Here is a 13,997-nt window from a genome sequence, read left to right on the forward strand (position 1 = left end):
ATCATCGTCTAGGCCGTCCGCTTCTCTAGTCTGGCATAAAAAAAGCCATCGTGACTGCTTTGCGCGGGAAACAGCTGGCGTCCCTGACCGCTCTGCTCTCCCCAGGCCACATCGTGGGGCGTGGTGGCGTTGGCATCCGGTGTGCGGGCCAGAAACGCATCGATTTGTGCCGCGTTCTCTTCGGGCAGCACTGAGCAAGTGGCGTAGAGCAGCGTGCCGCCAGGACGCAGTAGCGGCCAGAGGTTATCCAGCAGTTGGCGCTGCAGTTTAGCGAGCTGACGAATATCCTCTTTACGGCGTAGCGCTTTGATATCCGGGTGGCGACGAATCACGCCCGTGCCCGAGCAGGGGGCGTCCAGCAAAATGGCGTCAAACGGCGTGCCGCTCCACCAGTCGCGGGTGGTGGCATCGGCATGTTTCAGCTCGGCACTGAGCCCTAAGCGGCTGAGCGTGTCGTCTACCTTCGCTAGCCGTTGGTTGTCGCTATCCAGCGCGGTAAGCGCAATATCGAACTGTTCTAGCAAGTGGGCAGTTTTGCCGCCAGGGGCACAGCAGGCATCCAATACGTGGGCACCGGGGCGTGGGGCGAGCGCTGGGCCAAGCAGCGCGGCGCAGAGCTGTGCTGCTTCGTCCTGCACACTAACGTGGCCCTGCTCAAAACCGGGCAGTATGGCAACGTCGCAGGGCGTTGTTAGCGTAATGCCGTCTGGAGCGTGACAACAGAGATGCCCGTCTAAGCCTTGCTCGGTCAGCTGCTGGAGATACGCTTCACGGTCGTTATAGTGCTGGTTGACGCGTAGGGTCATCGGTCCTGGCTCGTTATTGGCCTGGGCAATGGCACGCCACTGTTCGGGCCAAGCGTGGCGCAGGGCGTCCAGCAGCCAGGGCGGATGCTCCAGGGCAACGTTTTCGTCACGATCAACGACTTCTTGCAGCGCGTCGGCTTCACGCTGCAGGCGTCGCAGGCAGCCGTTCAATACTCGGGTGGCCCACTCTTTGCCAAGCAGGCGTGCTGCCCCGGCGGTTTCGCCTACCGCTGCGTGGGCAGGAATGCGCATATAAAGCAGCTGATAAATACCTACCAGCAGCAGAGCGTGGATATCGGCATCGCGCTTTTTAAATGGCTGTTTGAGGAGTTGGCTAGCCAGTGCTTCTAGGCGTGGAAGGCGGCGGCAGGTGCCGTAGCAGAGCTCTTTCAGCAGGCCACGGTCTCGGGCCACTACGCTATGTTCATCCAAGCTGGCCAGCGACCCTTTATCAGTGAGAACCGGGACGAGGCTACGGGCGGCGGCTGCGCGGACATCTAGGCCGCTGCCGCCTTTGGCTGGGCGTTGCTGGCTCATTGGCTAGCTCCTTGCGGGGTTTGCCCAAGGCGAACGCCGACGGTGAGTGAGGTTTGGCGGGCGTTTAATAAGTCGCGTACCGCCATCGCTTTGCCGCCAGGTAGCTGGGCACGGCTGACACACAGCACTTCTTGCCCTTGCTCTCCGCAGGCAATACGCAGGTGATCATCGCCATGTTCCAGCAGCGTGCCGGGGGGCGATGGCGGCTGCTCACCTTGCTCGACGCTGGCCATGAGTAGGCGCAGGCGGTCGTTACCTAGCGTGCACCAAGCCACCGGCCACGGGTTGAAGGCGCGGATTTTGCGCGCCAGCTGTTCGGCGGACTGAGTAAAGTCTAGCTCGGCCTCGGCTTTGCTGAGCTTGGCGGCGTAGGTCACGCCCTCTTCCGGCTGAGGCGTTGCCTCTAGGCTGTCGCTGTCCAGCTGGTCCAGCACGTTCACCAGCGCATTAGCACCTTGAATGGCCAGCCGGTCGTGGAGGTCGCCACCGGTGGTGCGGGAGGTAATTGGGGTACGCACTTCATACAGCATGGCGCCGGTATCCAGCCCCGCATCCATTTGCATGATGGTAACGCCGGAGGCGCTGTCGCCCGCTTCGATAGCACGCTGAATCGGCGCCGCACCCCGCCAGCGAGGCAGCAGCGAGGCGTGCACGTTAATGCAGCCTAGGCGCGGCGTGTCCAGCACCGCTTGGGGCAGCAGGAGCCCATAGGCGACGACGACCATCACATCGGCGTTCAATGCCGCCAGTTCGGCTTGAGCATCGGCGTCTTTGAGACTGGCTGGTTGGTACACCGGCAGCCCGTGCTCTTGAGCCAGCTGTTTGACGGGGCTGGGAGTGAGCTTGCGACCACGCCCAGCAGGGCGGTCGGGCTGGGTGTAAACCGCCACCACTTCGTGTTCGCTGTCGAGAACGGCAGCAAGGCTGGAGGCGGCGAAGTCTGGCGTGCCAGCAAAAACAACGCGTAACGGTGACATGGTGGTGTGCCCTTAAGTGACGAGAGGATGACGAGAGAAAGATGCCGTGTATGAAACGCATAAAGGCCGAGAGGCAGCGCTGTTGTTACAGGCGAGTGCCTGCGGGGCAGCGTGTCAGCTCGGCCAGTGGCCTGATGGAAAAGCGCGGATTAGGCGTCGTTCATCAGCTTGTGGCGCTTTTGCATTTTTTTCATCACCCGGTCGCGTTTAAGCGGCGATAGGTAATCCACAAACAGTACGCCTTCCAGATGGTCGTACTCATGTTGAATGCAATGGGCCAGTAGGCCATCTGCTTCCAGCTCGTAAGGCTCCCCGTTACGATCCAGCGCGTTGAGCTTCACTTTCAGGTAGCGCGGTACTTCGGCGTAGTATTCAGGGATCGACAAACAGCCCTCGGAGAGCGGCTCTTTGGCATCGCCAATGGGCTCGTAGCGCGGGTTAATCAGCACCAGCGGTTGGGAGTTATCGTCGCTGACATCCATCACCACCACGCGGCGATGGACATCGATTTGCGTTGCGGCAAGGCCGATGCCGCGCGCGTCGTACATGGTCTCCAACATATCGTCGACGAGCTGGCGGACCTCGTCGTCAACGGTTTCCACCGGTACCGCCTTGGTGCGCAGGCGCTCGTCGGGGAATTCGAGAATAGGAAGTTTGGCCATGGCGTTACAATCACCGTTATGCTGAGTCTTTAAGATGAGCTGGCTGCCACCTGTGTCGGCGAGCCTAACTACTTTACTATTGACCACTATATCATGCTGATAGCGATCCTGGGCACGCGCGACACCGTGCAGCCCCTTAAACCGCTTCACCAACGACTGCCCGGGGAGAATCGGATGGTGGCTCTAAAGCCTCTTTATTATAGCGTCTTTGGCGTGCTCTTAATGTGGGTGCTGTCGGTCAGCCAGCCAGCCTTAGCCGTGGAAGGGCTGCGCAACGATGCGCCACAGCGCTACGAAGTAGTGCCTGGCGACACGCTGTGGGATATCTCCGCCCGTTATTTACGCTCGCCCTGGCAGTGGCCTTCGCTATGGCAGGCGAATCCGCAAGTTCGTAACCCGCACCTTATCTACCCCGGCGATGTGCTGGTATTGGGGACATGCCAAGGCCAACCGTGCCTTTCTGTGGAGCGGGGCCAAGGGGTCGTAAAGCTCTCGCCGCAGATGCGTACAGTGCCTAAACGAGAGGCGATTACTCCTATTCCGATGGAGGTGGTGCGCGCCTTTCTACGGGAGCATCGCGTGGTGGAGCCAGGAGAGAGCCCGCAGGAGCTCGCGTATGTGGTGGGCGGCGATAACCAGCGCTTGATTAGCGGCGCAGGCGATACCCTGTACGTGCGTGGCAACGTACCCGCCAGAACGCGCCTGGGCATCTACCGTCCAGGCGAGCCCTATGTATCAGCCAATGGCGTACTGTTGGGCGATGAGTTGATCAATATTGGCGAGGCGCGCTACCTGGGCAGCGAGGGCGATATTGCTCGCATCGAAGTGCTTAGCGCCTACCAAGAAGTGCGTAATAACGACATCCTGCTGCCTCTGGAAGATCGTGAGCTAAGCGATGCCTTTGTTCCCCGCGCTCCGTTGAATAACGTGTCGGGCCAGATTGTTGCGGTACCGGGCGGAGTACGATTTATTGGGCGGCTGCAAGTGGTGGCACTGGACCTGGGAACGCAAGACGGCCTACAACCGGGCCATGTATTGCGCGTAGACCAGCAAGGGGAGTTGGTAACTGACCCACGTACCCAAGAACTGCTGCGGTTGCCCAATACCGAGGCAGGATTGGTGATGGTGTTCAGGCCCTATAACCATATGAGTTACGCCTTGGTCATGCAGGCCTCAAGGGTGCTGGCAGTGGGAGATAGTGTACGCACGCCGACGCGCTAAGGTGTGCATCAAGATTTGATATAAGGGGAGCTCTATGGACGCTAAGGAGTGGCTGGCGGTAAATGCTTTGCCCGGTATGGGCGCTGCGCGGATTGCGCAAATGGTGGCGCGCAAGCCTCAATGGCCACAAGGGTGGCTAGCGACTTTGCCCAGCAATGCCGCCAATGCCCTGCGATTGTGGCTGGCGCAGCCAGAACGCAGCCCGCTGCAACAAACGGTCAATGACACCCTCTCCTGGTTACAAGAAGGCCCCAACCGCCATCTGCTTCACCGCGACCATCCTGCATGGCCAGACCTTTTAAACCAACTTCCTGACCCGCCAGCAGTACTATGGGCCCAGGGCGATCTTCGCGCGTTAGAGGCCCCAGGCCTTGCCATGGTAGGTACTCGTCGCCCAACTTCGGAAGGGAGTGGACATGCCCAGGCGTTTGCACGGGAGCTGGCCAACCGAGGCTGGTGCATTGTCAGCGGGATGGCGCTGGGTGTGGATGGGGTGGCTCAGCGTGCGGCACTCGCCGCAGGTGGAAGCTCCATTGCCGTGCTTGGCTGTGGTATTGATGTCATCTACCCCGCCCGCCATCGGGATTTGTATGAACAGCTCAGTACGCTACCCGGCGGCTTGCTGCTCTCTGAGCATCCACCAGGCACCGTGGCCCGTCCGGCCTTTTTCCCCCGGCGCAACCGAATTGTAACGGGCCTTTCGCTAGGCACCTTAGTGGTTGAAGCAACCGAGAAGAGTGGCTCGCTCGTCAGCGCCCGCCTCGCCCTAGAGCAGGGTCGCGAGCTGTTTGCGCTGCCGGGTTCGCTGCACAATGTCCAGGCTCGTGGCTGCCTGCAGCTGTTGCGTAGCGGCGCCACCCTGGTGCGCCATGTGGACGATATTCTCGAAGAGTTACAGCATTGGGTGTCGCGCTTTATGCCTGCGCCGCTAGCAGTTGCAGCCGATGAACCGTTGGCTCATCAACCGAGTGTTGAAGTACCGTCGGCGGATAATCTGTTAAATGCCTTAGGCCCATCGCCTACCCCCATTGATGTGTTGGTGCAGAGCACCGGTATCTCGGTCAGCGAGTGCCAGCAGCGGCTATTGATGCTGGAGCTGGATGGCAAAGTGACGCAGCAGGCGGGTGGTTGGGTGCGGCTGGCAGCGCCATGGTAAGATGCAAGCTCAATTTTGTGATTGGCTGAGAGCTTATCAGGAGCGTCTATGAAACCGGCAGTTGACGTGAAGGCGGCGGTGGGCGCACTGCGCGCGGGCGGCGTCATTGCATGCCCCACGGAAGCGGTGTGGGGGCTAAGCTGCGCCCCCGACAATGACGAAGCGCTAGCGCATTTAATGCGTATCAAAGCGCGCGACCCTGCCAAGGGCGTGATTCTGGTGGCGGCGAGTATCGAGCAATTTCAGCCCTGGTTGAACCAGTTGCCGTTGAAACTCCATGCGCCGTTGGCGGCCAGTTGGCCAGGCCCGAATACTTGGCTGGTGCCGGACAATGGTCGCAGCCACGGCTTGGTGCGTGGTGCCCACCAAAGCGTCGCCCTGCGGGTGACCGACCATCCGCTGATGAAAGCACTGTGCGAAGCCTTTGGCGGGCCGCTCGTCTCCACTTCCGCTAACCGTGCAGGCGATCCGCCCGCCATGAGCGCGGAAGAAGTCGCCACGATCTTTGGCGATGACGTAGCCGCCATCGTGGCAGGTGAGTTGGGTGGCAATGCCAAGCCCAGCACCATTAGGGATTTGGTGTCCGGCAAAGTGATGCGCGCTTAGTATCCAGCGCGTTTCTAATCGTCACTGCCTAAGCACGACCTACTATTTATTACTGACTATTCACTACCGACAAATCACGACCCACCCCTTCAGGAGTTACCGTGGCCCACGAGCACCTAGACGACGTTAAAGCGTACCTTCTCGACCTTCAGGAGCGGCTCTGTGCAGGCCTTGCCGCTGCTGATGGCCTTGCCGCGTTCAAAGAGGATAGCTGGCAGCGTGAAGAGGGCGGCGGGGGGCGCTCGCGGGTGATGGAGTCGGGCGCTATTTTCGAAAAAGGCGGCGTCAATTTTTCCCATGTCCACGGTGCGCAGCTGCCGCCGTCTGCGACTGCTGCCCGGCCCGAGCTAGCCGGGCGCAGCTTCCACGCGGTGGGAGTCTCCTGGGTGATGCATCCTGAAAACCCCAATGTGCCCACAAGCCACGGCAACGTTCGCTTCTTTATTGCCGAAAAAGAGGGCGAGCCGCCGGTGTGGTGGTTTGGTGGCGGTTTTGACCTAACCCCCTACTATCCGGTGTTTGAAGATGTGGTGCACTGGCACCAAGTGGCCCGCGAGGCCTGCGCCCCCTTTGGTGAGGGTGTTTATGAGCGCTACAAAACGTGGTGCGACGACTACTTCTACCTGAAGCACCGCGAAGAGACCCGCGGCGTCGGCGGGCTATTCTTTGACGATTTGAACGAAGGCAGCTTCGAGGAGTGCTTTGCATTCCAGCGGGCGGTGGGGGATAGCTTTCTGGACGCTTACCTTCCCATTGTCGAGCGCCGTAAGCAGGACGCGTGGGGCGAACGCGAGCGTGACTTCCAGCTTTACCGCCGCGGCCGCTACGTGGAGTTCAACCTGGTGTGGGACCGTGGCACGCTGTTTGGCCTGCAAAGCGGCGGGCGCACGGAGTCCATTCTGATGTCCATGCCGCCGCTGGCCCGCTGGGAGTACGCCTTTACCCCTGAGCCGGGCAGTCGCGAAGCGACGCTGCACGACTACTTGGTGCCACGCGATTGGTTGGCCGAGGCCACCCAGCAGAACAACACCTAAGGAGCTTCGATGACTGACCGCTACTGTGTGTTTGGTAACCCAATCAAACACTCTAAATCGCCGCTGATCCACGGTGAGTTTGCCAGCCAGACTCATCAGGCCATGAGTTACACCGCCGAGCTGGCGCCGGTAGAGGGGTTTGCCGACGCATGGCGGGCGTTTATCGCCGATGGTGGCCGTGGTGCCAACGTGACCGTTCCCTTCAAAGGCGATGCCTTTGCGCTTTGCGATACCCTGAGCCACCGCGCCAAGCGCGCCCAGGCGGTGAATACGCTGATTGTGGGCGGTAACGGGCGTACCTATGGCGATACCACCGACGGTATCGGGTTAGTGCGGGATTTGGCCTATCACCGCGTCCCCCTGACGGGTAAGCGTGTGCTGGTCATCGGCGCAGGCGGCGCGGTGCGTGGCGTATTGGAACCGCTGCTGGCGGAGCAGCCCAGTGAGGTCGTTATCGTCAACCGCACGGCGGAGAAAGCCGAGCAGTTGGCCCAAGCGTTTGCCGACTTGGGCAATATCCAGGGCGGCGGTTTTGCATCCATCGACGGGCAGTTTGATCTGGTGATTAACGGCACTAGTGCCAGCCTATCAGGCGAGCTGCCGCCGCTGCCGGAGACACTGTTTGCCAAAGGTGCCTGGGCCTACGATATGATGTACGGTTCAGAGCCGACGGTGTTTCTACAGTGGGCGGGGCCGCGAGGCGCCAAGCTGCTGGATGGTTTGGGGATGCTGGTCGAGCAAGCCGCCGAGTCGTTTTTTCTATGGCGCAACGTTCGGCCTGAGATGGCCAGCGTGCGCACGCTGCTGCGGCAATCGCTCAACTATTAGGCGGTAGGGAATAGGAGATAGTTGAGGCAATGGGGGCGAACGCCCCCATTCAGGTTGTGCTTGGGCTAACGCGGTTTGGTATAAAACCCCACCATACACATCACCAGCCCCACCACGGATAACAGCATGCCGCCATTCACCAGCAGCGGCGAGCGCTGCAGCCACGACACAAAAGGTTGTGGCGTATCGTAGCAAGCCCCTTCCAGATAGTTCCAGTAGCCGCCCTCAAGCTGGCAGGCGCGAACGTCCCCTAGCTCCCAAAAATAGACGCCCAGCAGTACTAAAATCGGCAGGACTAACAGCAGTAAACCCAATCGAATCATTGAAACCTCTAAGTGCTGCTATGGGCGCGGGCAGTTTGGCGTACGACCATTGCTGCGGGCTTGCTCATAGAGGGCCACGGCTTGATCCATGTTGCCTTGCAGGCCTTGAATGCGCTGGCCCTGACCAGGGTGGGTAGACATCCACTCGGGGGGCGCGCCGCCGCCTGTGGCTGCCTGCATGTTCTCCCACAGGGTGACGCTTTCACGTGGGTTGAAGCCTGCTTGGGCCATGAGGTCTAGGCCAATCACATCGGCCTCGCTCTCATGGGCGCGGGAGAATGGCAGTACGATGCCGTACTGAGCGCCCATGCCGAGTACCCCCATCAGCTGCTGGCCACCGGCGGACTGCATGCCGGAGGTGCTGGAGAGTACCGATAGGCCTAATGACGTGGCGCTCTCGGTTGAGGCGCGCTCATTGGCGTGGTTGGCCAGCACGTGACCAATCTCATGACCAATCACAGAGGCTAATTGGTCCTGGGTTGTGGCAATATCCAGCATGCCCGTGTTCACACCCATGTAGCCGCCAGGAAGGGCAAAGGCGTTGGGCTGCTCGGATTCAAACACCCGGATTTGCCAGTCTAACTGCTGCTGCTCGGCAGGCAGTTCCGACACAATGGCATCCGCAATACACTGCACATAACGATGGCTTGCCTGGCCCGCTGTGGGCAGTTCCTGCTGATATTGGGTAAACGCCTGACGGCCCATCTCGTTCAGCTCGCTATCAGAGAGCAGCAATAGCTGCGAACGGCCGGTGGGGGAGGTCGTACAGGCGGCGATTGAGGCGCAGAGCGCCGTAACCGCTAATGGGCGAAGCCAACGCATAGACAGTTTCCTTATAGACGAGTGGGGATCCTTGCACACAAGATAACCACTGACAGTGGTAAATCAACCCTTATCATAACGCACTCTGAGGATGACGATGGATGCTGAATTAAGCCAGCGCCTAGCGCGGTTACTCGATCATGTCGACCACTGGCTGCCGCCAGCGCCCACGCCGGTTGAGTGGGACACCCATGTAGCGGCCATCTGGCAGCGCCACCCACTGGGCGGGCGGTTAGTGCCGGTACCCCCGAGAGACACCATGACGCTGGACGACCTGCTGGGCATTGAGCGCCAAAAGCTGGCGTTGGTCGATAACACCCGGGCATTTTTGCAGGGGCTGCCAGCTAACCATGCGCTGCTCTGGGGTTCCCGTGGCAGTGGTAAGTCGTCAGTGGTACGCGCGCTGCTGAACTCGCTGGCCAGTGAAGGCCTGCGGTTGATCCAGGTCGATCGCCATGACCTGGCAAGCCTCCCGCTGCTGGTGGAACAACTGCGTCATCAGCCGCACCGCTTTGTGGTGTATTGCGACGACTTGTCGTTCGAAGGCAACGACGATGCCTATAAAGCGCTTAAGAGCGTGCTGGATGGCGCGCTGACGGGGCCGCCGGACAACGTACTGCTCTATGCCACCTCCAACCGTCGCCACCTGCTGCCGGAGTCGATGGATGACAACAGCGGTTCACGGTTGGTAGGCGAAGAGTTACATCACGGCGATGCAGTGGAAGAGAAAATCTCGCTGTCAGACCGTTTCGGCCTGTGGCTCGGCTTCCATCCGTTTAGCCAAGCGACCTATCTTGAAGTATGCGAACACTGGGTGGGGCGTATTGGTGGGAAGCAGGACTGGGATGACGCGGCTCGGGCGGAAGCGATTCGCTTTGCCACGCTGCGCGGCGGGCGTAGCGGCCGGACGGCGTGGCAGTTTGCGGCCCAGTACGTGGGCCGCAAACGCCTTCATGAGCGCGGTGAGTAGCGCTCTGGGCAAGCCTTAGCGTTGGGGGATGAGCTGCCCGTCGGCGCCCACGTTCAAGCGAATGGTGGGCGTTAGCAGGCCAGAGGGTAGTGTCATGCCCAGGCCTCGCAAATCCCCTGGGGTAATGGCCAGTTCACTGCCTGCAGGCAGCTCCCCTTGGCTGGCGAGTTGGCTCGCCAGCTCCAGCATCGGCGTCATTTTCTGGTGGTCGGCGGCCAGAACATCAAAGGCCACCGGCAGGCGGAGATTGGCGTCTTCCCCAGACGTGAGGGTAACGTTCTGCTCATAATTGCCTTGCACTGGGTCTACGCCGGGCATGTCCAGCGTCCAGCGAAAGCCAGACATCTCCACCGGAGGCATGCCAGCGGGCAGGCCAAGCCCCATCGCCAGGGTGGCTTGCACCGGCAAGCTGCCAGCACCCAGGCTAGAGGCCAGCAAACTCGATAGATCGCTGGTGTCCAATCCGGCATTGACGCTGTAAGGGCCAATGCGTACGTCCTCGATCCCCAGCGATGTGACCGCCAGACGAAACGCAAACAACCCTGTTTGAGGCAACGCCAAGCAGCCGGTTAGCAGGCTCGCCAGCAGCAGTAAAACTAAGCCGCGTCCGCGACGAAAAGCGTAGTGCATGTACGTCCCTCCTAAGAAGGGCAAGAGTGATAGAGCAAGTATCTACTGGGCAGGTGCCGAAAAGCGCCGCTATTTGAGAGCGGGCGGGAGTGACTGTCAAGCAGATTTGCGGTTGGAGAGGATAATAAAAACGCCCGCTGAATCGTCAGCGGGCGTTGAGCAGAGGAGCATCGCTTAGCGGCGGCTTTTGCGCGCCTCTTTGGTGCGATTAAGCTCGCGCTTCTTGGCTTTCTCTTTATCGCTGGCGCCCGCCATATGGTCGAACGGGTTATTGCCCGAGCGGAACTCGAAGCGCATCGGCGTGCCGCGCACCTTCAACACTTTACGGAAGGTGTTGGTCAGGTAGCGACGATAAGCCTCAGGCAGCGATGCCGTCTGGTTGCCGTGTACCACGATAATCGGCGGGTTGCTGCCACCCTGGTGAGCCATACGCAGCTTGATGCGGCGTCCATTCACCATGGGGGGCGGATGCTGGCTGACCGCATCCTGCAGCAGCGTGGTGAGACGGTTGGTCGACCAGTGCGCGTTGGCGGCGTTAAACGCCCGCTCAATGGAGGGGTACAAGTCGCCCACTGCGGTGCCATGCAGTGCTGAAATAAAGTGCAACTCGGCGTAGTCGGCAAAGCCCAGACGGCGCTTGATATCGGCGCGCATCTTCTCTTTGGCTTCGCTCTCCAGCCCGTCCCACTTGTTCACGGCCAGCACCAGCGCACGGCCGGTGGTGAGTACGTAGTCCAGCAGGTGCAGATCCTGCTCAACCAAGCCGCTGCGGGCGTCCAATACCATGACCGCCACGTGGCTCTCTTTGATCGCATCCAGCGTTTTGATGATCGAGAACTTTTCGGCGATTTCACGCACGTTCTTACGCCGCCGAATGCCGGCGGTGTCGATCAGCACGTACGGCTTGCCGTTGCGCTCGAAAGGGATTTCGATAGCGTCGCGGGTGGTGCCCGCTTCATCGAACACGACCACGCGCTCTTCACCGAGCAGGCGGTTGACCAGCGTGGATTTACCCACGTTCGGGCGGCCAATCACGCCAATGCGAATGCCTTTGCTGCCTGTGTCGGCAGGAATGCTGGCATCCCGTTCGGGGAAGGGTTCAAGCACCGTATCAATCAGTAGCGATACGTTGCGGCCATGAGCGGCGGCAATCGGCCAAGGGTCGCCCAGGCCCAGTTTCCAGAAATCGGCCATGGCCGAGTGCTCTTCCAGGCCGTCGGTCTTGTTGACCACCAGCCAGGTCTTCTTCTGGTTGACGCGCAGGTGGTTGGCAATCGCTTCGTCGGCGACGTTCAACCCGGCGCGGGCATCGACCAGGAACAGCACGATATCGGCTTCGTCGATGGCCGCGAGGGACTGCTCGGCCATCGCGGCATCGATGCCTTCTTCGTCACCGCTGATACCGCCGGTATCGATGACGGTGTACGCCTTACCACCCAGCATGCCGTTACCGTATTTACGGTCGCGGGTCAGGCCAGGAAAGTCTGCCACCAGCGCATCGCGCGAGCGGGTCAGACGGTTAAACAGCGTCGATTTGCCCACATTGGGGCGACCGACTAATGCAATGACGGGTGTCATGGAGTTACTTCCAGGGTTTCCAGGCGACCATTGTTGGCCTGGACATGAATGGTGCTGCCTTCAGTCACCGGGCGCACGCTAATGCCCGAATCATCGATACGGGTGCGGCCGACCAGGTTGCCTTCGCGGGCGTCGATGAGGTGGACATAACCCTCAAAATCACCCACGACGATGCGCCCATCGGCAAAGGCGGGGGCGGTGAGCCAGCGATCTTCCAGGTCATCGTTACGCCAGACCTCTTGGCCGCTGTTGGCGTCCAAGGCAACGATGTGGCTGTCGTCGCTGACCACAAATAAGAAGTCGCCCACCAGAATCGGCGTGTGGCGGCTGGAGAGGTTGGTTTCCCACAGCACGCCGCCACGGGTCGCTTCCAGCGCAACCACACGGCCGTTGTAGCTAGTCACGAACAGGCGGCCATCCGGGCTAAGTACCGGCTGGCCAGACAGGTCCACCAGGCGCTCAACGTCGCTGCGTCCGCGTGGCGTGGCAATTTGCATATCCCACAGGGCCTGGCCGCTGCGGTTATCCAGTGTAGCGAGGCGGCCGTTGGCCAAGCCCACGAAGGTGACCGGGTCGATGACCATCGGCGTTCCGGTGCCGCGCAGCGTTAAAGCAGGCTGAGAGCTGGTGTAGACCCAGCGCTCTTCGCCGCTGGCGCGGTCCAGAGCGGTAATTTGGCCGTCCACGCTCTGAACCAGCAGTAGCTGCTGGTTGGCTTGCGGAGCTGCCAGTACTTCGCTGGTGACCCGCGAACGCCAGGCAACGCTACCGTCGCGCTGGTCGAGGGCGATCACTTCACCGTTGCGGGTGCCCAAGTACACCTGGCCTGCAATCGCGTTCAGCGCACTAGAAATAGGGGTATCCAGCTCGACTTCCCACTCACGCTCGCCGCTGTTGGCATTGAACGCGGCCACTAGACCGTTGGTGTCTGCTGCAAAGACCGTATCGCCTTCACGGGATGGGGCGATGGGGTAGCGAGCGGGGCCAAAGCCATCGCCAACGCGGCGATCCCAAACGCTGTCCAGCGAAGAGGTTTCATCAAAGCTGCGCAGCTCTTTGGGCGTGAACGCTGGCTCACCTTTGCTGGCACAGCCAGCCAATAGCGCCAGCGCCATGGCGCCGAGCGTGGTGCGCATCAGATGTTTAGAAAAAAGCGGTTTTGACAGGCTAGTCGTTATCACTGTGTCGCCTCCTCGGCGCCGAGATCGTCAAGCTTGAACTGCACGCCGTAAAGCGGCTGGTTCTGCGTTTGGGCGATAGACTGCGCGGTTTGCCATGCATCGCGAGCCTGCTCTGGCTGGTTCTGAGCCAGGAAAGCATCGCCTCGCACGTTGGCTTGTTGAGCGGCCAGCGCATCGGAAATAGGCTGATCAAGAAGCGCTAGCGCGGCTTCCGGGTTACCTTCAGCCACTTCAATGCGTGCCAAGCGCAGCCATGCCAGGCTTTGCACATAGCGGCGTGAGGAGTTGCTGGCCACGTCCTGCAGTGCCTGCTTGGCCGCCGCAAGGTCGTCTTGCTGTACTGCGAGACGGGCCTCCAACAGCTGTGCCAGTTCGGCATACAGGGTGTTGCCGTAGTCGTCGGTAAGCTCATCAATCAGCGTTTGTGCCGCGCTTAACTGATCCCCTTCCAAGGTGGTGCCAGCGGTCATGTTGATGAGCTGCTGGTAACGGGCAGAAGCTGCCTCTGACTTACCCTCTTGGTAGTTCTGCCATGTGTTCCAACCAAAGACGCCCGCCGCAGCGAGAACGGCACCGGCAATCAGCGAGGTCCCGTTCTCTTTCCACCAGCGTTTGACGACTTCTAGCTGCTCTTCTTCGCTTCTCAGCTCCGCCACGGGCGGCCTC

15 protein-coding genes are annotated in these 13,997 nt (G+C 60.6%); 6 read left to right on the forward strand and 9 right to left on the reverse strand.

Annotation, left to right across the window (positions count from 1 at the left end; all coding sequences use genetic code 11):
* Window positions 1-8: 8 nt before the first annotated feature.
* The 3 genes from rsmB to def form a co-directional block, all read right to left on the reverse strand.
* A complete protein-coding gene (rsmB, locus tag BIS10_RS02655; protein ID WP_253502150.1) occupies window positions 9-1,343 on the reverse strand; it encodes a 16S rRNA (cytosine(967)-C(5))-methyltransferase RsmB in 1,335 nt (444 codons plus the stop codon).
* Window positions 1,340-2,320, reverse strand: coding sequence for a methionyl-tRNA formyltransferase (gene fmt, locus BIS10_RS02660; RefSeq protein ID WP_253502152.1), 981 nt, complete (start codon window positions 2,318-2,320; stop codon window positions 1,340-1,342). Before fmt ends, rsmB begins: the two co-directional genes overlap by 4 nt.
* Before the next feature lie 149 nt (window positions 2,321-2,469).
* Window positions 2,470-2,982 carry a peptide deformylase gene (gene def, locus BIS10_RS02665; protein WP_044628953.1) on the reverse strand — a complete coding sequence of 171 codons (513 nt, stop codon included), beginning with the start codon at window positions 2,980-2,982 and terminating at the stop codon, window positions 2,470-2,472.
* A 174-nt stretch (window positions 2,983-3,156) separates the two neighbouring features.
* On the opposite strand from def, the gene BIS10_RS02670 reads away from it, so the two are divergent.
* From BIS10_RS02670 to aroE, 5 genes are all read left to right on the forward strand, one after another.
* Complete coding sequence (locus BIS10_RS02670; protein WP_253502154.1) at window positions 3,157-4,203, forward strand: LysM peptidoglycan-binding domain-containing protein; 1,047 nt, start codon at window positions 3,157-3,159, stop codon at window positions 4,201-4,203.
* A 34-nt stretch (window positions 4,204-4,237) separates the two neighbouring features.
* Window positions 4,238-5,359 (forward strand): DNA-processing protein DprA, encoded by a 1,122-nt coding sequence (dprA, locus tag BIS10_RS02675; protein WP_253502156.1) that lies wholly within the window; start codon window positions 4,238-4,240, stop codon window positions 5,357-5,359.
* A gap of 48 nt (window positions 5,360-5,407) precedes the next feature.
* Complete coding sequence (locus BIS10_RS02680; RefSeq protein WP_253502158.1) at window positions 5,408-5,965, forward strand: L-threonylcarbamoyladenylate synthase; 558 nt, start codon at window positions 5,408-5,410, stop codon at window positions 5,963-5,965.
* A 101-nt stretch (window positions 5,966-6,066) separates the two neighbouring features.
* Window positions 6,067-6,999, forward strand: a complete 933-nt coding sequence (gene hemF / locus BIS10_RS02685) for an oxygen-dependent coproporphyrinogen oxidase (RefSeq protein ID WP_253502160.1) — start codon at window positions 6,067-6,069, stop codon at window positions 6,997-6,999.
* Between the two features lie 9 nt (window positions 7,000-7,008).
* Window positions 7,009-7,827 carry a shikimate dehydrogenase gene (aroE, locus tag BIS10_RS02690; protein ID WP_253502162.1) on the forward strand — a complete coding sequence of 273 codons (819 nt, stop codon included), beginning with the start codon at window positions 7,009-7,011 and terminating at the stop codon, window positions 7,825-7,827.
* Window positions 7,828-7,892: 65 nt separating this feature from the next.
* Here the strand turns inward: aroE and BIS10_RS02695 are convergent, their stop codons facing one another.
* Both BIS10_RS02695 and BIS10_RS02700 read right to left on the reverse strand, forming a co-directional pair.
* Complete coding sequence (locus BIS10_RS02695; protein ID WP_044628936.1) at window positions 7,893-8,150, reverse strand: hypothetical protein; 258 nt, start codon at window positions 8,148-8,150, stop codon at window positions 7,893-7,895.
* 18 nt (window positions 8,151-8,168) lie between these two features.
* Complete coding sequence (locus tag BIS10_RS02700; RefSeq protein ID WP_253502164.1) at window positions 8,169-8,972, reverse strand: M48 family metallopeptidase; 804 nt, start codon at window positions 8,970-8,972, stop codon at window positions 8,169-8,171.
* Between the two features lie 97 nt (window positions 8,973-9,069).
* Here BIS10_RS02700 and BIS10_RS02705 point away from each other — a divergent pair, with 97 nt between their 5' ends.
* Entirely contained in the window at window positions 9,070-9,942 is an 873-nt protein-coding gene (locus BIS10_RS02705; RefSeq protein WP_253502167.1) for an ATP-binding protein, read from the forward strand.
* A 15-nt stretch (window positions 9,943-9,957) separates the two neighbouring features.
* On the opposite strand, the gene BIS10_RS02710 is transcribed toward BIS10_RS02705, so the two are convergent.
* The 4 genes from BIS10_RS02710 to BIS10_RS02725 all read right to left on the reverse strand — a co-directional run bounded on the left by BIS10_RS02710 (window position 9,958) and on the right by BIS10_RS02725 (window position 13,987).
* Window positions 9,958-10,572 carry a hypothetical protein gene (locus tag BIS10_RS02710; protein ID WP_253502170.1) on the reverse strand — a complete coding sequence of 205 codons (615 nt, stop codon included), beginning with the start codon at window positions 10,570-10,572 and terminating at the stop codon, window positions 9,958-9,960.
* Window positions 10,573-10,746: 174 nt separating this feature from the next.
* A complete protein-coding gene (gene der, locus BIS10_RS02715; protein WP_253502173.1) occupies window positions 10,747-12,150 on the reverse strand; it encodes a ribosome biogenesis GTPase Der in 1,404 nt (467 codons plus the stop codon).
* The gene (gene bamB, locus BIS10_RS02720; protein ID WP_253502233.1) at window positions 12,147-13,286 is read right to left on the reverse strand and encodes an outer membrane protein assembly factor BamB; all 1,140 of its coding nucleotides are present in this window, start codon (window positions 13,284-13,286) and stop codon (window positions 12,147-12,149) included. Before bamB ends, der begins: the two co-directional genes overlap by 4 nt.
* 41 nt (window positions 13,287-13,327) lie before the next feature.
* Window positions 13,328-13,987, reverse strand: a complete 660-nt coding sequence (locus BIS10_RS02725) for a tetratricopeptide repeat protein (RefSeq protein WP_253502199.1) — start codon at window positions 13,985-13,987, stop codon at window positions 13,328-13,330.
* Between the last annotated feature and the right edge of the window lie 10 nt (window positions 13,988-13,997).

The organism is Halomonas sp. 707B3 (assembly GCF_024158645.1).
GTDB lineage: Bacteria > Pseudomonadota > Gammaproteobacteria > Pseudomonadales > Halomonadaceae > Vreelandella > Vreelandella lionensis.